A 20,685-nucleotide genomic window follows, 5' to 3' on the forward strand; every position below is an offset into this window, starting at 1 on the left:
ACGGGTCAGTTGGAAGGAATAAACAATCGAATAAAGGTCATCAAGCGGATGGCGTACGGTTACCGGGATAGCGAATTCTTTTTCATGAAGATCAAGAACGTCTTTCCCGGTAATCCGTGAAGAACCATAAAAAAGCCGCTCCCCTGATACAGGAGAGCGGCTTTTTTGTTTAAGGCCCAGACCTTAAGCCATCGTTGTAATCGAGCAGCTGATTACAGGATGTTCAACGGGTATTGCGCGATCAGACGCAGCTCATCAAGCGATGGCGAACCATAAACGTTGTCAGAGGAGCGATAAGTTGCTTGACGTACACGCAGGCTCAGGTTTTTGGCTGGGCCGCTCTGAACGACGTATTTGGCTTCGATATCGCGTTCCCATTCCTTACCGTTGCTGGTGAGGTTGGTGTTGGCGCCGCTGCCTGTTACGTAGCGTGTCATGAAGCTCAGACCCGGAATGCCGAAGGTCGCCATGTTGAGGTCGTAGCGAGCCTGGAAGGACCGTTCGTCTTCAGCGTTGAAGTCGGAACGGGCAACGGAGTTGGCCAGGAAAATCGTGCCACCGCCGTCTACGCCGTAGCCGTATTGACCGTCGCCGCTGACTTTCTGGGCTGCCAGAGTGAAGGTGTGAGCACCAATGGTGTACGCGCCCTGCAAGCTGAACGCGCGGTTGTCGAGCTTGGTGGTGCCGTCTTTGTCGGCCCGTACCAGGCCTGCGCCTTCGCTCTTGGTGTCGTAGATGTTGAAGTCAACAGCCACGGACTGGTCATCACTGAGTGCATGGGTCCAGTTAACGTTGGCGTAAAGCTTGCGCCAGTAGTCTTCCACTTTCGAGTAGTAGAGGCTTGTGGTGACTTCAGGGGTCCAGGCGTACACGCCGCCGACGAAGTTGGCGTCGCGCAGGCCGCGGCTCGAGCCAGGCTCGGCGCTGGAGATACTGTCCTTGTAGGTCTGGTCCTGGGCAACGATCGAGGTGAAGTGACCGGCTTCCAGCTTCAGATCCTTGATTTCGTTGCTGGTTATGGAGATGCCTTGCGGCAGTTCCGGCAGCAAACGGCTGTCATCGGAGGCGAATACAGGCGCGGTGGTGTATTGATCGCCCACTTTGAGCACGGTGTTGGAAATGCGGAATTTAACCGCAGCGCCGGCTTTGGAGAACTCATCCTGCGCACGGCCATCAGAGCCGTTAGGGAACATGCCGGTGTTGGCGCGGCCCTTGCCGCTATCGAGTTTCAGACCCATCAAGCCAATCACGTCCACACCAACACCGACGGTGCCTTGGGTGTAACCCGAGCTGAACAGGCCATGGAAACCCAGGCCGGTTTCTTCACGACGGCTTTGGCCGGTGTCGTTGTTACGGAAGTCACGGCTGAAGTACAGCGTACGAGTCAGGATGCTGGCTGTACTGTCTTCAATAAAGCCCTTGGAATCGTCCTGGGCGGACGCCATTGCGAACTGCGAGGTGCCTGCTGAAACAGCGAGGGCCATCATGCTCCACTTCATCACGCGCATCGTGATTTGCTCCTTTGGTTTTAGGAAGAGTACTGCCGTCCCACCTGTATTTTTATCTGGGCGGCTCTTTCTTTTTTGTGTCGGCGCAAAGTTATATCACGCAGACTCTATTGACGATACTTACCCAACTTTCCTTTCAGCTTCTTTACGAGGCTGTCGTAAATCGCTAGCTCCCTGTCGCAAATTCACAGTCCAACTGTAACTGGGCTGACAACTTCAATACTGTCTTCCTTCAAACCGGTTCAAAGTTTGAACCCTTCCCTGATGCGCATTGAATCGCTGCTGTTCTTATCGCGAAACACCCGCATCCAAGGGTGTCGTTGCCGACGATAGGCAGGAGCTTGCAACAAGCGTGCACAAACCGGTGATCGAATGTCATTTTTTCGTGAAAAAGGTGAAAAGCCTGTAAACGCTGCATAAAGACGGGCTTCTTGGGCGGTTTGGCTTGGGCCAAGTGCGCATCGCTCGCCCGCGTTGTGCGTTACACGAAACCCGAATCGTGGCAAAACGTTACCGGTTCACCCCAACGAGTGGGTACTCGGTGGATCTCTTTGAAGCACAGGCGGACCATTTTGGTGCGTCCTGTGGAGGCCCGTTCCAGCGTAGCTCGCATCCGGGCTTGCCTCGAAAGGGTGCGTGTTTTTTACCGTCCTGCGCCGCCGCCTTCCCGCATTCGCCGTGAAGCCTTGCGCAATCGAAGGTATGCTGGCGCGCAAAACCTGACCTGTTCAATGGAGTGCCTGCGGTGTTCGCACTGGATCAACGCCTGCAACAAGACACGCTGACCCTCGGGGATTTCCCGCTGTGCCGGCTACTGCTGTCCAATGACTCGAACTACCCCTGGTTCATTCTGGTGCCGCGTATCGACGGTATCAGTGAAGTGTTTCAGCTGGATGTCGCTGACCAGCAGGTGCTGTGGCAGGAAACCACAGCCCTGGCGCAATTGCTGAATGAGGGCCTTGGCGCCGACAAGATGAACATTGGCGCATTGGGTAATGTCGTCAGCCAGCTGCATGTGCACGTCATCGTGCGCAAGCGTGATGACGCCGCCTGGCCCGCGCCGGTTTGGGGCAAACATCCGGCGCTCCCTTACACACCTGAGCAAGTGACGGCCATTCGTGCGCGGCTGCGCGACCTGCTGCCTGCCGACTTCATCTTCACCCAGGACTGAATCATGGACCTGCAAGACCGCGTCACCGACCTGGAAAGCCGCCTGGCCTTCCAGGACGACACCATCGAGACCCTCAACGACATCCTGGTCAGCCAGCAACGCGCCGTCGAGCGCCTGCAACTGCAGATAGCTGCCCTGCTCAAGCGCCAGGAAGAAATGGGCGGCCAGTTCGAATCATCCGAAGAAGAGGCACCGCCGCCTCACTATTAATGGGCATGCAATAAAAAACCGCGACCCGGCCAATGCCGGATCGCGGTTTTTTTTGCTGCGAAGGCTTGTGAATCAGCGACGCGGCAGCGCGGCGATCACATCTTCGGCTTGCAGGCCTTTGTCGCGGTTCATTACCGAGAATTCCACACGCTGGCCTTCGACCAGAACGCGATGGCCTTCGCCACGGATGGCCCGGAAGTGGACGAAAATATCATCGCCCGAATCGCGGGAAATAAAGCCGAAGCCCTTGGAGGTATTGAACCACTTGACGGTCCCGGTATCCCGGTTGGTCATGTCGTAATTTTGCGACGCGGCCGCTGGGGACGAACGGTAGAAGCTGATGGCCAGGTGAAGAACGATGGCGACCACAGCGATGACCAGGCTGAGCAGGATGGCCGGGTGGCCGCCGACTTCAGGCATGGGGGCCAGGAGGGTGAGGGTTTGCACGACAACAGCCAGCACCAGCAGTGCGCTGACCAGGTTTTGCAGTTGATGACGCGTGCCTTTGTTCCAGTAAGGCACTACCGGTGCGAGCGTCAGGTTGAGCAGGCCGAACAAGGCCAGGTACAGAGCATCATGCTGTTGCAGGTAGGGCAGGCTTTCAGGCTGCAGGCTCGGGATAAAGGACAGCAGCAACGCTGCAACGCCCGTTAGCAGGTGGACGATTTTCAACATTTTGATTAACTCACTTTAAGACGGATCACGAGGAAGAGCTGACTGGCACGGTTCGCTTCTGAACAATGGGAGGCGTTGAGCACGTGCGCGGGGATCAGCCTATGTGACGTGCCGCACAGATGAACGGCAGCCACACGGCGCCTATTTAACAGCAAAGGCTGTGCCTACTCAAATCAAGCCTGTCGGGGGCTTGCGGGTAGCACGGCATTTCTGCATCAAACGCTTGTGCTAGACGGATGCAGGCTTTTCGAGCGGCGCTCAGGCATTTCTTGCTAGAGTGGCCGTTCATTTGATCAACGAATACTCGTCAATTGAAGGGGAAACACATGGCAATCGATATTGGTATCAGTGAAGAAGATCGTAAATCCATCGTCGACGGTCTTTCACGGCTGCTGTCCGATACCTACGTACTGTATCTGAAGACCCACAATTTCCATTGGAACGTCACCGGCCCCATGTTTCGCACGCTGCACTTGATGTTTGAAGAGCAGTACAACGAGCTGGCGCTGGCGGTGGATTCCATTGCCGAGCGTATCCGCGCCCTGGGTTTCCCGGCGCCGGGCGCCTACTCGATCTACGCTCGCCTGTCCTCGATCAAGGAAGAAGAGGGTGTGCCCAGCGCCGAGGAGATGATCAAGCAGTTGGTCGCAGGCCAGGAAGCCGTCACGCGTACGGCTCGTGGCATTTTCCCGTTGCTCGACAAAGTCAGCGATGAGCCGACGGCAGACCTGTTGACCCAGCGCATGCAGGTGCACGAGAAAACCGCGTGGATGCTGCGTTCCCTGCTCGAAAATCAGTAAACGTCGTACACCGGTGGCGCCGTGCTGGCGCCACCTGCGTGTTTCCACGCACTTCCTGGCGTTGTCCTACGCCCATCTACGTCCCGTCTTCTGGCTGCCTCCCGCGCCCTGCTGTTTTATAGAGCCACTGTCCAATGGGAAGTCCCATGGACTGCTGTTTGGCAATGGAGTGTCAGGTGTATGTCACGTGGATTCGGTAATGGAGTGATGGAAACCCCTGGTTTTCACAAGATAAAGGTCGACCCGTTTGCAAAAGGGTTCGATATGGGGCTGGCCAAGCCATTGTCGCGGTCAGTGAGGCTCAACGGGTTTTCCACCTGCCTGCGGCTCGAACAGATCTATTGGAATATCCTCACGGAAATTGCCAGGATCAATACCTGCTCGGTCAGCGCGCTGTTGTCCTATGTCGATCGGGAAGTGCATTTGCGCTACGGCGGCGTGAAGAACTTCAGCGGTCTGGTGAGGGTGGTGTGCGTGGTGCATGTATTGAACGGCTGCGTCACCCCCTCCTGCTCAGGATAGTTCGTGCGTGCCTTGCACCGGCCCGCCATTCAGGCGGGTCGGCGCATGGGGAGAATGCCGGCTGCGCTGCCTCGATTTACCAGATATAATCCCGCGCTTTGCTGCGCATGCCGGGCTTTATGCACAAGGGCTGGGCGTGGCGCATTAGGTTTTGACCGCCGAGACATCCCAATGCCCATGTACGACTATCAATGCGCTTCCTGTGGTCATCAGTTGGAAGCCATTCAAAAGATCAGCGCCGCGCCGTTGGTCGATTGCCCAGCCTGCCAGGCACCTGAATTGAAAAAAATGATGTCCATGCCAGGCTTCCGCCTCAGCGGAAACGGTTGGTACGAGACCGATTTCAAGACCGGCGCCAAGAAGAACCTGGCGGGCGGCGACAAGGCAGACTGAGTTGAACTCTACGCGCAGGCTCCTGCATTATCCGTCCCCTGCTTTAATGTGCGGTGACGAGGCAGGCCTCCACCGAATTTCGAATTACGAGAAGTGAAACCACGACCATGATGCGCAGCCACTATTGCGGCCAATTGAACGAGACCCTGGAAGGTCAGGAAATCACCCTTTGCGGATGGGTTCACCGTCGCCGCGACCACGGCGGGGTGATCTTCCTCGATATCCGTGATCGTGATGGTCTGGCCCAGGTGGTGTTCGACCCGGATCGCGCCGAGAGCTTCGCCGCCGCCGATCGCGTGCGCAGCGAATACGTCGTGAAGATCACCGGCAAGGTACGCCTGCGTCCGGCCGGTGCCGTGAACAAGAACATGGCGTCCGGCGGCATCGAAGTGCTGGGCTATGAACTCGAAGTGCTGAACGAGTCGGAAACCCCGCCGTTCCCGCTCAATGAATATTCCGACGTGGGCGAAGAAACTCGCCTGCGCTACCGCTTCCTTGACCTGCGTCGCCCGGAAATGGCCGAGAAGCTGCGTCTGCGTTCGCGCATGACCACCAGCATCCGTCGCTTCCTCGACGAAAACGGCTTCCTCGACGTCGAAACGCCGATCCTCACCCGGGCCACCCCGGAAGGCGCGCGTGACTACCTGGTGCCCAGCCGTACCCACGCCGGTTCGTTCTTTGCCCTGCCGCAGTCGCCGCAGCTGTTCAAGCAACTGCTGATGGTGGCCGGCTTCGACCGTTACTACCAGATCGCCAAATGCTTCCGTGACGAAGACCTGCGCGCCGACCGTCAGCCCGAGTTCACCCAGATCGACATCGAGACCAGCTTCCTCGATGAGAAAGAGATCATGGGCCTGACCGAGCAGATGATCCGCAACCTGTTCAAGGAAGTGCTGGACCTGGAGTTCGGCGAGTTCCCGCACATGACCTTCGAAGAAGCCATGCGCCGCTACGGTTCCGACAAGCCGGACCTGCGCAACCCGCTGGAACTGGTGGACGTGGCCGATCAGCTCAAGGAAGTCGACTTCAAGGTGTTCAGCGGCCCGGCCAATGACCCTAAATGCCGCATCGCCGCGCTGCGTGTGCCTGGCGGCGCGAGCATGCCGCGCAAGCAGATCGACGACTACACCAAGTTCGTCGGCATCTACGGTGCCAAGGGCTTGGCGTACATCAAGGTCAACGAGCGCGCCAACGGTGTTGATGGTCTGCAATCGCCTATCGTGAAAAACATTCCGATGGACAACCTCAACGCGATTCTGGACCGCGTCGGTGCCGTCGATGGCGACATCGTGTTCTTCGGTGCCGACAAGGCCAAGATCGTCAGCGAAGCCTTGGGCGCATTGCGTATCAAGCTCGGTCACGACCTGAACCTGCTGACCTGCGAATGGGCCCCGATGTGGGTCGTTGACTTCCCGATGTTCGAAGAGAACGACGACGGCAGCTTCAGCGCCTTGCATCACCCGTTCACCGCGCCCAAGTGCTCGCCGGCCGAGCTGGAAGCCAACCCGGCAGGCGCCTTGTCCCGTGCCTACGACATGGTATTGAACGGCACCGAGTTGGGTGGCGGTTCGATCCGTATCCACCGCAAGGAGATGCAGCAAGCGGTGTTCCGTCTGCTGGGCATCAACGAAGCGGAACAGGAAGAGAAGTTCGGCTTCCTGCTCGACGCCCTCAAGTACGGCGCGCCGCCCCACGGTGGCCTGGCCTTCGGTCTGGACCGCCTGGTGATGCTGATGACCGGTGCCCAGTCGATTCGTGAAGTGATCGCCTTCCCGAAAACCCAGAGCGCTGCAGACGTCATGACCCAGGCGCCGGGTGTGGTGGATGCCAAGGCACTGCGCGAATTGCACATTCGTCTGCGCGAGACGCCGAAGGCTGAGTAAGGCTGCTGCGTGCAAGCGCACTGAAGTTTACGCAGTCAAAAAAGGCGCATCTTCGGATGCGCCTTTGCGTTACAAGGGTTGTATTGCGCCAGAAGCGTGATTGATAAGGTTTCTAGAGAATTTTTGGAGTTGTGTTATGGCTGGCCATTCCAAGTGGGCGAACATCAAGCACCGCAAAGAGCGTCAGGATGCCAAGAAAGGCAAGATTTTCACCAAGTGGATCCGTGAGCTGACCGTCGCTGCTCGCCAAGGAGGCGGCGATCCGGGCTCCAACCCGCGCCTGCGCCTGGCGCTGGACAAGGCGCTGGGCGCCAACATGAGCCGCGACATCATCGACCGCGCCGTGGCCCGTGGCGCCGGAGCTGCCGATACCGACGACATGGTCGAACTGACCTACGAAGGCTACGGCCCGGGCGGCGTGGCGGTGATGGTCGAGTGCATGACCGATAACCGCAACCGTACCGCCGCTGCCGTGCGCCATGCGTTCAGCAAGTGCGGGGGCAATCTGGGTACCGACGGTTCGGTGGCCTACCTGTTCGAGCGCAAGGGCCAGATATCCTTTGCGCCGGGTGTGGATGAAGATGCACTGATCGAAGCTGCAATGGAGGCCGATGCCGACGACGTGGTGACCAACGAAGACGGTTCCATCGATGTCTTCACCTCCTTCGCCAGCTTCTATGCCGTGCGCACTGCGCTGGAGGCGGCGGGCTTCAAGGGCGCTGACGCAGAAATCGTGATGCTGCCGACCACAAGCGCCGAGCTGGACCTGGACGGTGCGCAGAAGGTGCTGAAGCTGCTGGACATGCTTGAAGACCTGGATGATGTGCAGAATGTGTATTCGAATGCCGACATCCCTGAGTCGGTCGCCGAACAGCTCACTTGAGAACGATGAACATCCACTGTGGGAGCTGGCTTGCCTGCGATAGCATCACCTCGATTTGACAGAAGCACCGAGGTGTCCGCATCGCAGGCAAGCCAGCTCCCACAAGGGCTGTTACACAAATGTGTGCCTGGCACATACCGTTGTAAATCCAACCCGCAGGCGCTATGACTTTAATCCTTGGTATCGACCCCGGTTCGCGCATCACCGGTTTTGGTGTGGTGCAACATACTCCGCGTGGCTGCGTTTATGTGGCATCGGGTTGCATCCGCACCGGCGCGGGCGAGTTGGCCGAGCGTCTGCAAATTGTCTATCGCGGCGTGCGTGAAGTGATCCAGACCTATGGCCCGGTTACTATGGGCATCGAGAAAGTGTTCATGGCCAAGAATGCCGACTCCGCGCTCAAGCTTGGTCAGGCCCGTGGCGCCGCCATCGTGGCGGGGGCCGAGGAGGGCATGGAGATCGCCGAATACACCGCGACCCAGGTCAAGCAGGCCGTGGTCGGCACGGGTGGTGCCAATAAAGAGCAGGTGCAGATGATGGTGATGCACATGCTCAAACTCACGGCCAAGCCGCAGATCGACGCCTCCGACGCCCTGGCCATTGCCATTTGCCATGCGCACACTCGATCCAGTCTATTGCCCCACGGGCTTGGCACGGCACGCAGTCGTGGCGGGCGCCTGCGTCTCTGATAGCATCAGCGTTATTTCCGGTCAGGCGCCTATCTGACCCTATGCTTTTTAAGGATCCGAACCGTGATTGGACGCTTGCGCGGCACCCTGGCTGAGAAACAGCCGCCGCACCTGATTCTGGATGTAAACGGGCTTGGGTATGAGCTTGAAGTGCCCATGACCACCTTGTACCGCCTACCGTCGGTCGGCGAGCCGATTACGCTGCACACTCATCTGGTGGTGCGCGAAGACGCGCAATTGCTCTATGGTTTCATCGGCAAGCGCGACCGCGACTTTTTTCGTGAACTGATTCGTTTGAATGGCGTAGGGCCGAAACTGGCGCTGGCGTTGATGTCCAGCCTGGAAGTGGATGAGCTGGTACGTGCAGTATCGGCCCAGGACACCTCGGCGCTGACCAAGGTGCCGGGGGTGGGCAAGAAGACCGCTGAGCGCCTGCTGGTGGAACTCAAGGACCGCTTCAAGGCCTGGGAAGTCGTGCCGAGCATGTTCGCGCTGGTGCCGAACCAGCCGGACATGCCGGCAGGCCAGGTCGCCAGCGCCGAAAGCGATGCAGTCAGTGCGCTGATTTCCCTGGGCTACAAGCCGCAGGAGGCCAGCAAGGCGGTATCGGCCATCAAGGACAAGAACCTGAGCAGCGAAGACATGATCCGCCGAGCCCTGAAGGGAATGATTTAAGTGATTGAAGCTGATCGTCTGATTGCGGCCACTGGCCCGCGCGACCGTGAAGAAGTTCAGGATCGCGCCATCCGCCCGCTGAGTCTGGCCGACTACATCGGCCAGCCCACCGTGCGCGAGCAGATGGAACTGTTCATCCAGGCCGCGCGCGGGCGCAGCGAGTCCCTGGACCACACCTTGATCTTCGGCCCGCCGGGGCTGGGTAAAACCACTCTGGCCATGATCATCGCCAATGAAATGGGCGTGTCGATCAAGTCCACCTCCGGCCCGGTGCTGGAGCGTCCCGGCGACCTGGCAGCGCTGCTGACCAACCTTGAACCCCATGACGTGCTGTTTATCGACGAGATTCACCGGTTGTCGCCGATTGTCGAGGAAGTGCTGTACCCGGCCATGGAGGACTTCCAGCTCGACATCATGATCGGCGAGGGCCCGGCTGCCCGTTCGATCAAGCTCGACCTGCCGCCCTTTACCCTGGTGGGTGCGACCACCCGTGCCGGCATGCTGACCAACCCGCTGCGCGACCGTTTCGGTATCGTTCAGCGTCTGGAGTTCTACAGCACGGCCGACCTTGCGACGATTGTGATGCGCTCGGCAGGCATTCTCGGCCTGCCGCTGGACCCTGAGGGTGCGTTTGAAATCGCCCGCCGGGCTCGCGGCACGCCGCGTATCGCCAACCGTCTGCTACGCCGCGTGCGCGACTTTGCCGAGGTGCGCGCCAAGGGGCATATCACCAAGGCCGTGGCGGACCTGGCGCTGAACCTGCTGGATGTGGACGAGCACGGCTTCGATCACCAGGATCGGCGCCTGCTGTTGACCATGATCGAGAAGTTCGACGGTGGCCCGGTAGGGGTGGACAGCCTTGCCGCGGCCATCAGCGAGGAGCGTCATACCATCGAGGATGTGTTGGAGCCGTACCTTATCCAGCAGGGCTACATCATGCGCACGCCGAGGGGCAGGGTGGTGACGCGTCATGCTTATCTGCACTTCGGGCTAAATATTCCGTCACGATTGGGCGAGATGCCCGTGGTAGACGAATTCCTCGATGCAGTGGACGATTAAAAGCTTGCGCCGCACGATTTATCTGATGTTTGTGCTGTCCCAGTGTCTGGCGTCGTCATTCAGACGTTGTAAATATTCTTCAGGATGAAGAACAGGAATGAAAAAACAGTGGCGGGCCGGATTGGCAACCTGAGGAGTAAGCACTAGAGTATGCGCGCGCAAAACGGGGATCAGTCGTTCGTACATCGCTGTCGCGTTTATTACGAGGACACCGATGCCGGCGGCATCGTGTATTACGTCAATTACCTCAAGTTCATGGAGCGGGCTCGAACCGAGCGGCTACGGGAGCTGGGCTTTGCCCAATCCCAGCTGGCAGGGGAGGACCTGTTATTCGTCGTGCATTCCAGCGAGGCGCGTTACCACTCACCTGCGCGATTGGACGATGAGTTGCTGGTCAGTGCGCAAGTAATCGAATTGAACCGTGCCAGCCTGCGTTTCAAGCAGCAGGTCAGGCGGGCAACGGATGCAACGCTGCTCTGTGAGGGGCAGTTTCTGGTGGCGTGTGTGCGCACCAACAGTTTGAAACCTCGGGCCATTCCCGAAACTCTACGTGCGGCCTTTGCCGCCGTGAGCGGCGCGGGTAAACAATCAGAGCAGGAGATTTAGCGTGGAACCTACCGTCGTCGACCATTCCTCCATGTGGAGCCTGGTCAGCAATGCCAGTGTTGTGGTTCAACTGGTCATGCTGACCCTGGTAGCCGCATCGGTTACCTCTTGGGTCATGATTTTCCAGCGCAGCAACATGCTGCGTGCCGGTCGACGTGCCCTGGAGAGCTTCGAGGAGCGCTTCTGGTCGGGTATCGACCTGTCCAAGCTGTACCGCCAGGCCGGCAGCAATCCGGACCCGGATTCGGGCGTGGAGCAGATCTTCCGTGCCGGTTTCAAGGAATTCTCCCGTCTGCGTCAGCAGCCTGGCGTGGACCCGGAAGCCGTGATGGAAGGCGTGGCGCGTGCCATGCGTGTCGCCATTTCCCGTGAAGAAGAGAAGCTTGAACAAAGCTTGCCGTTTTTGGCCACCGTGGGTTCCGTCAGCCCATACATCGGTCTGTTCGGCACCGTGTGGGGCATCATGAACTCGTTCCGCGGTCTGGCCCAGGCCCAGCAAGCGACCCTGGCCACCGTGGCCCCGGGTATCGCCGAAGCCCTGATCGCCACCGCGATTGGCCTGTTCGCGGCGATCCCGGCAGTGATTGCCTACAACCGTTTTGCTGCCACCAGCGAAACGCTGATCGGCCGTTACTACACCTTCGCCGATGAATTCCAGGCGATCCTGCACCGTAAAGTGCACACCAGCGAAGAATAAGCAGGTAATTCCCAATGGCTTTAATCGCTCGAGCGCGCAAAAAGCGCAAGCCGGTCGCCGAGATGAACGTAGTGCCCTACATCGACGTGATGCTGGTGCTGCTGGTAATTTTCATGGTGACTGCGCCGATGCTCAACCAGGGCGTGAAGGTTGATCTGCCCAAGGTTTCCAGTGAAGCCTTGCCGCAGGACAACAACACGCAGGTGCTGACCATTTCGATCAAGTCCGACAAGACCTATTACTGGAACCTTGGCAGCGAAGTCGACACTCAGAAACAGCAAGACAAGGCCCTGACCCTGCCGGCGATGACCGATGCGGTGACCAAGATCATTCGCTCCGGCAACGAAGGCGGCAAGCACACCCAGGTCTTCATTCGCGGCGACAAATCGGTCGACTACGGCTCCGTCATGGGCGCCATGGGCGGGCTGCAGAAGGCCGGCGTCGGTAACGTTGGCCTGATCACCGAGGCGCCCTGATGCAGCAACAGCGAGAGCCGTCCGCCTCGGAAAGCTTCTTCTGGCCTGGCGTGTGGGCAATAGCCCTGCACGTTCTGGTGTTCGGCATGCTGTTCGTCAGCTTTGCCATGACCCCGGACCTGCCGCCGGCCAAGCCGATCGTGCAGGCGACCCTGTATCAACTGAAATCGAAAAGTCAGGCCACCACCCAAACCAATCAGAAGATTGCGGGTGAGGCCCAGAAGTCGGCCGCGCGCCAGACCGAAGTCGAGCAGATGGAACAGAAGAAGGTCGAGCAGGAAGCGGTGAAGGCGGCTGCGGAACAAAAGAAAGAAGAGGCGGCTCAAAAGGCCGAGGAATCGAAAAAGGCTGACGAAGCGAAGAAGGCCGACGAGGCCAAAAAGGCTGATGAAGCCAAAAAGGCCGACAAGGCTGCCGAAGCTAAAAAAGCCGACGAGAAACAATTGGCTGATATAGCCAAGAAGAAATCTGAAGAAGAAGCGAAAAAAGCTGCTGAAGAAGAGGCCAAGAAAAAGGCCGCTGAAGAAGCCAAGAAGAAGATAGTCGAAGACGCGAAGAAGAAAGCCGCCGAAGACGCCAAGAAAAAAGCTGAAGCAGACGAGGCGAAGAAGAAAGTCGCCGACGACGCGAAGAAGAAAGCTGCCGCCGATGCCACCAAGAAAAAGGCCCAGGAAGCAGCGCGTAAATCCGCCGAAGAGAAAAAGGCTCAGGCCTTGGCAGATTTGCTCTCCGACACGCCGCAGCGTCAGCAAGCCTTGGCCGATGAGCGTGGTGATGAAGTAGCGGGCAGTTTCGATGACCTGATTCGGGCACGGGCAGCAGAAGGCTGGACACGTCCACCTTCGGCACGTAAAGGCATGACAGTAGTGCTGCAGATCGGCATGTTGCCGGACGGTACGGTGACTTCGGTCAGCGTGGCCAAGTCCAGTGGTGACGGTTCGTTCGACAGTTCGGCGGTTGCCGCGGTCAAGAACATTGGCCGGTTGACCGAGATGCAGGGAATGAAACCAAGCGACTTCGCTCCCTATCGTTCATTCAAGATGACATTCACACCTGAGGATCTAGCCTTGTGAGAAACCTTCTTCGAGGAATGCTTGTCGTTATTTGCTGTATGGCAGGGATAGCGGCGGCGGATGAAAAGAACATCCTGGTAACCAGCGGCAGTGATCGGGCCACCCCGATCGCAGTAGTACCGTTTGGCTGGCAGGGCGGCAGCGTGCTGCCGGATGACATGGCACAGATCGTCAGCGACGACCTGCGCAACTCCGGTTACTACGCACCGATTCCAAAAGGCAACATGATCAGCCAGCCGACCCAGGCCAGCGAAGTCAGCTTCCGTGACTGGAAAGCCGTGGGCGCGCAGTACCTGATGGTCGGCAGCATCACGCCGGCCGGCGGTCGCCTGCAGATCCAATACACGTTGTTCAACGTTGCCACCGAGCAGCAGGTCTTGACCGGCAGCGTGTCGGGGACCGCCGAGCAACTGCGTGACATGGCCCACTACATCTCGGACCAGTCGTTTGAAAAGCTCACCGGCATCAAAGGGGCGTTCTCCACGCGCCTGTTGTATGTCACGGCGGAGCGTTTTTCGGTCGACAACACCCGTTACACGCTGCAGCGCTCGGATTACGACGGTGCACGTGCCGTGACCCTGCTGCAATCGCGTGAGCCGATCCTGTCGCCGCGTTTTGCGCCGGATGGCAAGCGTATTGCCTATGTGTCGTTCGAACAGAAGCGCCCGCGCATCTTCGTCCAGCACATCGATACAGGACGTCGTGAGCAGATCACCAACTTCGAAGGCCTCAATGGTGCACCGGCCTGGTCGCCGGATGGTTCGCGCCTGGCATTCGTGCTGTCCAAGGACGGCAACCCGGATATCTACGTGATGAACATGGCGTCGCGCCAGATCAGTCGCGTGACCAGCGGTCCTGGCATCAACACTGAACCGTTCTGGGGCAAGGATGGTTCGACCATCTACTTCACCTCCGATCGGGGCGGCAAGCCACAGATCTATAAAACAAGCGTGGGTGGTGGTGGTGCGGAACGCGTAACCTTCATTGGCAACTACAATGCCAATCCGAAGCTTTCGGCCGATGAAAAGACGTTGGTAATGATTCACCGTCAGGATGGTTTCACTAATTTCCGGGTTGCGGCCCAGGATTTGCAGCGCGGAACCGTAAAAATCCTTACAGATACCAACCTTGATGAGTCAGCCACTGTTGCGCCCAACGGCACCATGGTAATCTACGCCACCCGCCAGCAGGGCCGGGGAGTCTTGATGCTCGTGTCCATTAATGGACGCGTAAGGCTCCCGCTTCCTACCGCACAAGGCGAAGTCAGAGAACCATCCTGGTCCCCTTACCTGAACTGACGCGGCGCTACAAAAAAAGAGATTTGCTTAACACACTGGGGTTCATTAGGAGTTTCACGATGGAAATGCTGAAGTTTGGTAAGTTTGCTGCTCTGGCTCTGGCTCTGTCCGTAGCCGTTGGTTGCTCGTCCAAAGGCGGCGACAACGCCGGTGAAGGCGCAGCTGTTGATCCAAACGCTGGTTACGGCGCTAACACAGGTGCAGTTGATGGCTCCCTGAGCGAAGAAGCTGCTCTGCGCGCTATCACCACTTTCTACTTCGAATACGACAGTTCGGACCTGAAACCAGAAGCCATGCGCGCTCTGGACGTTCACGCCAAGGACCTGAAAGCTAACGGCGCTCGCGTTGTTCTGGAAGGTAACACCGACGAACGTGGTACTCGTGAGTACAACATGGCACTGGGCGAGCGTCGTGCGAAAGCCGTTCAGCGCTACCTGGTACTGCAAGGTGTTGCTCCAGGCCAACTGGAACTGGTTTCCTACGGTAAAGAGCGTCCAGTTGCTACTGGCCACGACGAGCAGTCCTGGGCTCAAAACCGTCGCGTCGAACTGCGTAAGTAATTCGTCATGCGAACGTGCCGTCGTGCTCTAACTGTATTGGCTCTCAGCCTCGCACCGCTTGCGGTGTGGGCTGCGGTTCCTGTAACGGACAGCAACTCAGGCTATAACAATAGCGGGAGCAGCTATCCGCCAGCGGGTTATGGCACGAACGGCGCCTATGCCGGGGGGGCGGCGACGTCCGCCCCTTCGGCACAGGGCGAACTGTTCAATCAGTTGCAACGCATGCAGGATCAACTGGCGCAGCAACAAGGCACCATTGAAGTTCTGCAGAATCAAGTGAATCAGCTCAAGCAAGAAGGCCTGGAGCGTTACCAGGATCTTGATCGACGTATTGGAGCCGGCGTAACACCTGCCGCTACTCCTGATAATTCTTCTGCCGGTGGCGCGCCAAGCGCCGCTGCCGGTGGTGCAGCAGCAGGGGCGGCCGCTAGCCAGGCCCCTGCCGCGAGCAGCGAACCGGGCGATCCGGCGAAGGAAAAACTGTATTACGATGCAGCCTTCGACCTGATCAAGGCCAAGGATTTTGACAAGGCCAGCCAGGCATTTGCCGCTTTCCTGCGCAAATACCCAAACAGCCAGTACGCGGGCAATGCCCAATACTGGTTGGGTGAGGTCAACCTGGCCAAGGGTGATCTGCAAGGTGCCGGCCAGGCGTTTGCCAAGGTCAGCCAGCTGTACCCCAAGCACGCCAAGGTGCCGGATTCGCTGTACAAACTCGCTGACGTGGAGCGCCGCCTGGGTCATACCGACAAGGTCAAAGGCATTCTGCAGCAAGTAGTGGCCCAATATCCGGGTACTTCAGCTGCACAGTTGGCCCAGCGGGACTTGCAGCGCTTGTAAGCCATGCAGCCCGTTTAGAAGAAACCCGCGCCTGGCGCGGGTTTTTTCGTTAGACTCCACGCCCTTTTATGACACCCGCTTTTTGGGGTCGGCGCATTGGCGCAACCCCTTGAAGTGCCTGACGGAGGCGGACAGCCTGTTTAGCTGTTACGCCCGTGGCGACTATGCAAGACACATTACGTATTACCGAAGTTTTTTACTCGTTGCAGGGTGAAACGCGAACCGCCGGCCTGCCCACGGTTTTTGTGCGCCTCACTGGTTGCCCGTTGCGTTGCCAGTACTGCGACAGCGCTTACGCCTTCAGTGGCGGCACTGTGCGTACCCTTGACGACATTCTCGAACAGGTTGCCAGCTATCGGCCGCGCTATGTCTGTGTGACGGGCGGCGAGCCCCTGGCCCAACCCAATGCCATTCCCTTGCTCAAGCAGTTGTGCGATGCCGGTTATGAGGTGTCTCTGGAAACCAGTGGTGCGTTGGATATCTCGGCTGTTGATCCGCGTGTAAGCCGTGTGGTCGACCTCAAAACACCGGGCTCCAGGGAAGTACATCGTAACCTCTACGAGAACCTGGATTTGCTGACGGCCAACGATCAGGTCAAGTTCGTCATCTGTTCCCGCGAAGACTATGACTGGGCCAACTCCAAGCTGATCCAATATGGCCTGGACCGTCGCGCTGGCGAGGTGCTGTTCTCCCCTAGCCATCACGACCTGAACGCCCGCGACCTGGCAGACTGGGTGGTGGCGGACAACCTGCCGGTGCGTCTGCAATTGCAGTTGCACAAGTACCTGTGGAACGACGAGCCTGGCCGCTGAGAGGGCCTGAAAACGGCGACAATTGCAGATGCAACGCGGTATTTCTGATTTATTTCAAATAAGGTGTTGAATAATCCTTAGAAATCAGTATTATACGCGCCACCACACAGCGGGTCGTTAGCTCAGTTGGTAGAGCAGTTGGCTTTTAACCAATTGGTCGTAGGTTCGAATCCCACACGACCCACCATATTTGGCGGTTTAGAAAATCCGGAAGGCCCACGAAAGTGAGGATTTCCGGGTTTTTTTTTGCGTGCTTGAAAACTCAAAGTAAACCCACTGTCAATCGCTCCCCGTCTTGATTAAATTGGAGGCTGCTCAACTCACGACAGGGATCGTCATGACTACGCTTTCACCCCTCAGCTCCAGCCTCGTCCAGATTCTGCGTCCTCCGGGTCAACCACTTGCCGCCCAGCCACGCGATACCCCTGTTGCCGATCGACCTTCATCCGTCGTCAGCCTGGGCAACGTGGCATCCGACACACTCTCCAACACCTACTCTCCGCGTGGGCAACTGCCCGGCCAGGCGCCGGTGCTGGCTTGGGAAAGTGACAGTCATGACACCCTGAGCAAGGCGATCAATACCAACTTCAACGCATTATCCATTGCCAACCGCTTCAAAGGCCTGGGCGAAAGTTTGATGGCACAGTTTGCCGAGGGCGATACGGATATTTCCCAGTCGGTACGCTACGCAGGCGCAGACAATGCTGGCGAGCTCAAGCTCAGTCAGGCGCTGTTGCACAGCAAGGCCGACAATCTGGTCAGCCTCAACATCAAGACCGCCAGCGGCAAGACCATCACCTTCAGTTTATCCAGCCAGAGCGATGGCCTGGGCGTTCAGGCCACTGTGGATGGCGGCACCTTGAGCGACGATGAGCTCAAGGCCGTCGGTCAATTGAGCAGCGCCTTCCAGGCAGCGGTCGACGGGCTCACCGCTGTGCCGCCCAAGCTCGACCTGGGCGGCCTGACCCGTTTCGACTCCAAAATATTGGCGTCCGTCGACCTTGACGCCAAGTTGGAGTTAGCGAACGCCCAGCAGCAGACCCTTGCGTTTCACGCCGACAATCAGAGCCGCACTACCCGCATGAGCGGGGCGGACGGCGAGTTGAGTCTGGCGGTGGACCTGAAAAACGCGGCCATCCTTGGCGAAGCTCAACAACAGGCCAAAGCGCTGGAAAGCTACCTGGCGCAGTTTGATCGAGTGCAGGAGCGAGGCAATGCCAAGGCACCGTTGATGGACATGCTCAAGGACGCGTTCAGCGCCATGAACAGCCATTACCCTCAGGGCGGCGCCGCACCCGAGGCGCTGACCCGCAGTGCGGCGGACCAGCGCCTGCTGAGCGGCCTGGCCGACTTCAAGGCGTCGATCAAGCAGACCCGCGAGGCTTCCAATCCAATGCGTCCGTCCGAAGTCGACAGCTTTGCCTACGACGTGGCGCAGAACACCCGCGTGGGCGGCAGCAGCACGTTGGATCGCACTGTGACCCAGTATCAGCAATCGAGCCTGTCCGCCAGTTTCCACAAGGATCTGACCGGCGCAAGAAACCCGGCGCTTGGCACCACGGCCGAATCGCAGAATTACCTGTATGTGCAGGTCGAGGACAAGGCCAGCAGTTCGACTCACTTGGGGTATAAGGAAGGCATGCTGACCCATGCCTCTGTCTCGCAGTCCGCGAGCGAGGATACCCGGACGCAAAAATACGTGATGGGCAAGCAGGTCGATGAGACGTTTGTGCCCCGGCACGCCTCGGCCAGGCATGACTACGTGGCGTTGCTGGAGCACGCCGCAAGGGAAAGCACTAAGTCCAGGCAGGCGCTGGAGGAGTCCACGCTCAAGGAGGCACTGACAACTATGCATGCTGCTGTGCTGCTGCAGGAAGATCCCTGCGCACTGTCGCGCTGACAGTGTCCTTAAAAACAGAAAACCGGTTTTCCTGTTTTTTGCCCGGCAGATACGCACGCCAGCCCCAGATTAGGCTTTTGAATCCATTCGATATTCTGTAGCCTTGCGCAGCTTCACCCGTGCTTGATGAATACAATCACTTCGTCCGGCGGCGCCCGAAGGGCTCCAGAGCCGGTGGTACACTCGACTTTCGCGCAACTGCGCCTGCAGGTCTTGCGAATATGACGCACATTTCCGAACGCCTACTGGTTCAAGCCCATCTCGACGCCAAGCAGCCCAAGGCCCTCAGCGCCGAAGAAGAAGCCGGCCTGCGCGTTGCCATCGCCGCCGAGCTCAACGCTCAGGACGCGGTGCTGGTTGCCCACTTTTACTGCGATCCAGTGATTCAGGCCCTGGCCGAAGAAACCGGTGGCTGTGTCTCCGATTCCCTGGAAATGGCCCGCTTCGGCGCGGCCCATCCGGCCAAAACCGTACTGGTGGCCGGCGTGCGCTTCATGGGCGAGACCGCGAAGATCCTTACCCCTGAAAAACGCATCCTCATGCCGACCCTGGAAGCCACCTGCTCCCTGGACCTTGGCTGCCCGGTGGATGAGTTTTCGGCGTTCTGCGACCAGCATCCCGAGCGCACCGTGGTGGTGTATGCCAACACCTCGGCGGCGGTCAAGGCCCGGGCCGACTGGGTGGTGACTTCCAGTTGTGCGCTGGAAATTGTCGAGAGCCTGATGGACAACGGCGAGACCATCATCTGGGGCCCGGACAAGCATCTGGGCACCTATATTCAGCGCCAGACTGGTGCCGACATGCTGCTGTGGGACGGTGCCTGCATCGTCCACGAAGAGTTCAAGTCCAAGCAGCTCGAAGACATGAAAGCGCTGTACCCGGACGCTGCCATCCTGGTGCACCCCGAGTCGCCTACCGCCGTGATCGAACTGGCGGATGCGGTGGGTTCCACCAGCCAACTGATCGCCGCCGCGCAGCGCCTGCCGAACAAGACCTTCATCGTGGCGACGGATCGCGGCATCTTCTACAAGATGCAGCAGCTGTGCCCGGACAAGGTGTTTGTCGAAGCGCCCACCGCCGGTAACGGCGCCGCATGCCGCAGTTGCGCGCACTGCCCATGGATGGCGATGAACACCCTGGAGCGCACGTTGCAATGCCTGCGTGAGGGCAGTAACGAGATATTCGTCGAGCCGTCAGTAATCCCGCATGCGGTGCGCCCGCTCAAGCGCATGCTGGATTTCACCCAGGCTGCGCGTCTCAAGCTGGCAGGCAATGCCTGATGAGGGTTATTTTTTCTGCTGCGCGATTCGCACCAGCTGCGTATCCGAGTAGATGTCATGCCAGCAGCGTTTGTGCTTATCGAACAATGACCACACAAACCCGAGCCCCACGCACAGCCACGATGCAATCGACACCATAAAGCGCAGCAGCGCTTGCCACAGGCTGATACGCGAGCCGTCGGCGTTTTGCACGCGCACGCCCCAGACCTGCATGCCCAGGGTCTGCCCGGAGTGAGTCCAGAACGTGGCAAAGAAGCCGAACAGCACAAACAGCAGGAGGGTCGACAGTATTGGGTCACCGTCCAGCGTGCCGGATTCGGTGAGGGTGCGCATGTGTGCTTCACCCACGAAGGCGATCCACACCAGCTTGTAGATAAAGGCGGTGACGATCAGCAGCGCGGTACACAACAACGCGTCATAAAGCATCGCTGCAAGGCGACGACCCAGGCTGGCAGCGGGGAACGCGCCCTGAGGGCTCAGCAGGGGGGTGGCCATGGCAGGGCTCTCGCACGAAAATACGCAGTTTACGGAATCGCGCCCATAAAAAAGGTTCTTCACGGAATCCCGGGAAACACAGAAACAAGAACGCCGATTTGATTGATGATGTTCGTGCGAGCAAACACATCTACCAAACCGGCGTTCTTATGCGCGATATTAATACTTTCCTTCCTTTTT

At 58.6% G+C, this 20,685-nt stretch carries 24 protein-coding genes and 1 tRNA gene; 22 read left to right on the forward strand and 3 right to left on the reverse strand.

The window, feature by feature from the left end:
* On the forward strand, positions 1–120 hold a 120-nt coding region (locus TU75_RS25605; RefSeq protein ID WP_211263080.1), incomplete at its 5' end, for a transposase.
* A 92-nt stretch (positions 121–212) separates the two neighbouring features.
* Here the strand turns inward: TU75_RS25605 and TU75_RS25610 are convergent.
* Complete coding sequence (locus TU75_RS25610) at positions 213–1,508, reverse strand: OprD family porin (protein ID WP_003237667.1); 1,296 nt, start codon at positions 1,506–1,508, stop codon at positions 213–215.
* Between the two features lie 745 nt (positions 1,509–2,253).
* On the opposite strand from TU75_RS25610, the gene TU75_RS25615 reads away from it, so the two are divergent.
* Positions 2,254–2,679: an HIT domain-containing protein gene (locus TU75_RS25615; protein WP_003237669.1), complete on the forward strand. Its 426-nt coding sequence runs from the start codon at positions 2,254–2,256 to the stop codon at positions 2,677–2,679.
* 3 nt (positions 2,680–2,682) lie between these two features.
* Positions 2,683–2,889, forward strand: a complete 207-nt coding sequence (locus tag TU75_RS25620) for a SlyX family protein (protein ID WP_003237671.1) — start codon at positions 2,683–2,685, stop codon at positions 2,887–2,889.
* 72 nt (positions 2,890–2,961) lie between these two features.
* On the opposite strand, the gene TU75_RS28360 is transcribed toward TU75_RS25620, so the two are convergent.
* On the reverse strand, positions 2,962–3,564 hold the full coding sequence (locus tag TU75_RS28360; protein ID WP_003237673.1) for a cold-shock protein: 603 nt from the start codon (positions 3,562–3,564) through the stop codon (positions 2,962–2,964).
* A 326-nt stretch (positions 3,565–3,890) separates the two neighbouring features.
* On the opposite strand from TU75_RS28360, the gene TU75_RS25630 reads away from it, so the two are divergent.
* From TU75_RS25630 to nadA, 19 genes are all read left to right on the forward strand, one after another.
* The gene (locus TU75_RS25630; RefSeq protein ID WP_003193874.1) at positions 3,891–4,364 is read left to right on the forward strand and encodes a Dps family protein; all 474 of its coding nucleotides are present in this window, start codon (positions 3,891–3,893) and stop codon (positions 4,362–4,364) included.
* Between the two features lie 180 nt (positions 4,365–4,544).
* Positions 4,545–4,886, forward strand: coding sequence for a ribbon-helix-helix domain-containing protein (locus TU75_RS25635; RefSeq protein ID WP_032871418.1), 342 nt, complete (start codon positions 4,545–4,547; stop codon positions 4,884–4,886).
* A gap of 171 nt (positions 4,887–5,057) precedes the next feature.
* Entirely contained in the window at positions 5,058–5,279 is a 222-nt protein-coding gene (locus TU75_RS25640; protein ID WP_003237677.1) for an FmdB family zinc ribbon protein, read from the forward strand.
* Between the two features lie 107 nt (positions 5,280–5,386).
* On the forward strand, positions 5,387–7,162 hold the full coding sequence (aspS, locus tag TU75_RS25645) for an aspartate--tRNA ligase (RefSeq protein ID WP_032871421.1): 1,776 nt from the start codon (positions 5,387–5,389) through the stop codon (positions 7,160–7,162).
* Positions 7,163–7,298: 136 nt separating this feature from the next.
* Positions 7,299–8,045 carry a YebC/PmpR family DNA-binding transcriptional regulator gene (locus TU75_RS25650; protein ID WP_060550497.1) on the forward strand — a complete coding sequence of 249 codons (747 nt, stop codon included), beginning with the start codon at positions 7,299–7,301 and terminating at the stop codon, positions 8,043–8,045.
* A gap of 164 nt (positions 8,046–8,209) precedes the next feature.
* A complete protein-coding gene (ruvC, locus tag TU75_RS25655) occupies positions 8,210–8,734 on the forward strand; it encodes a crossover junction endodeoxyribonuclease RuvC (RefSeq protein ID WP_003237683.1) in 525 nt (174 codons plus the stop codon).
* A gap of 63 nt (positions 8,735–8,797) precedes the next feature.
* Positions 8,798–9,409, forward strand: a complete 612-nt coding sequence (ruvA, locus tag TU75_RS25660) for a Holliday junction branch migration protein RuvA (RefSeq protein ID WP_003175802.1) — start codon at positions 8,798–8,800, stop codon at positions 9,407–9,409.
* Positions 9,410–10,468 (forward strand): Holliday junction branch migration DNA helicase RuvB, encoded by a 1,059-nt coding sequence (gene ruvB, locus TU75_RS25665; RefSeq protein WP_003237685.1) that lies wholly within the window; start codon positions 9,410–9,412, stop codon positions 10,466–10,468.
* A gap of 150 nt (positions 10,469–10,618) precedes the next feature.
* A complete protein-coding gene (gene ybgC, locus TU75_RS25670; RefSeq protein WP_003237688.1) occupies positions 10,619–11,074 on the forward strand; it encodes a tol-pal system-associated acyl-CoA thioesterase in 456 nt (151 codons plus the stop codon).
* Position 11,075: 1 nt separating this feature from the next.
* Positions 11,076–11,771 (forward strand): protein TolQ, encoded by a 696-nt coding sequence (tolQ, locus tag TU75_RS25675; RefSeq protein ID WP_003237690.1) that lies wholly within the window; start codon positions 11,076–11,078, stop codon positions 11,769–11,771.
* Positions 11,772–11,794: 23 nt separating this feature from the next.
* Entirely contained in the window at positions 11,795–12,247 is a 453-nt protein-coding gene (tolR, locus tag TU75_RS25680; RefSeq protein WP_162276129.1) for a protein TolR, read from the forward strand.
* Positions 12,247–13,320 carry a cell envelope integrity protein TolA gene (tolA, locus tag TU75_RS25685; RefSeq protein WP_060550498.1) on the forward strand — a complete coding sequence of 358 codons (1,074 nt, stop codon included), beginning with the start codon at positions 12,247–12,249 and terminating at the stop codon, positions 13,318–13,320. Before tolR ends, tolA begins: the two co-directional genes overlap by 1 nt.
* A gap of 17 nt (positions 13,321–13,337) precedes the next feature.
* Positions 13,338–14,618, forward strand: coding sequence for a Tol-Pal system beta propeller repeat protein TolB (tolB, locus tag TU75_RS25690; protein WP_032871425.1), 1,281 nt, complete (start codon positions 13,338–13,340; stop codon positions 14,616–14,618).
* Between the two features lie 59 nt (positions 14,619–14,677).
* Positions 14,678–15,178, forward strand: coding sequence for a peptidoglycan-associated lipoprotein Pal (gene pal, locus TU75_RS25695; RefSeq protein ID WP_003209827.1), 501 nt, complete (start codon positions 14,678–14,680; stop codon positions 15,176–15,178).
* A 6-nt stretch (positions 15,179–15,184) separates the two neighbouring features.
* A complete protein-coding gene (gene ybgF / locus TU75_RS25700; RefSeq protein ID WP_003237697.1) occupies positions 15,185–16,018 on the forward strand; it encodes a tol-pal system protein YbgF in 834 nt (277 codons plus the stop codon).
* Positions 16,019–16,182: 164 nt separating this feature from the next.
* On the forward strand, positions 16,183–16,830 hold the full coding sequence (gene queE, locus TU75_RS25705) for a 7-carboxy-7-deazaguanine synthase QueE (RefSeq protein WP_003237699.1): 648 nt from the start codon (positions 16,183–16,185) through the stop codon (positions 16,828–16,830).
* Between the two features lie 111 nt (positions 16,831–16,941).
* A tRNA-Lys gene (locus TU75_RS25710) sits at positions 16,942–17,017 on the forward strand.
* Positions 17,018–17,167: 150 nt separating this feature from the next.
* Positions 17,168–18,730, forward strand: coding sequence for a lactate dehydrogenase (locus TU75_RS25715; RefSeq protein ID WP_231981914.1), 1,563 nt, complete (start codon positions 17,168–17,170; stop codon positions 18,728–18,730).
* A gap of 221 nt (positions 18,731–18,951) precedes the next feature.
* A complete protein-coding gene (gene nadA, locus TU75_RS25720; protein ID WP_015372841.1) occupies positions 18,952–20,010 on the forward strand; it encodes a quinolinate synthase NadA in 1,059 nt (352 codons plus the stop codon).
* A 6-nt stretch (positions 20,011–20,016) separates the two neighbouring features.
* Here the strand turns inward: nadA and TU75_RS25725 are convergent, their stop codons facing one another.
* Positions 20,017–20,505 (reverse strand): RDD family protein, encoded by a 489-nt coding sequence (locus tag TU75_RS25725; RefSeq protein ID WP_060550499.1) that lies wholly within the window; start codon positions 20,503–20,505, stop codon positions 20,017–20,019.
* Between the last annotated feature and the right edge of the window lie 180 nt (positions 20,506–20,685).

Source organism: Pseudomonas poae (assembly GCF_001439785.1).
Lineage (GTDB): Bacteria > Pseudomonadota > Gammaproteobacteria > Pseudomonadales > Pseudomonadaceae > Aquipseudomonas > Aquipseudomonas poae.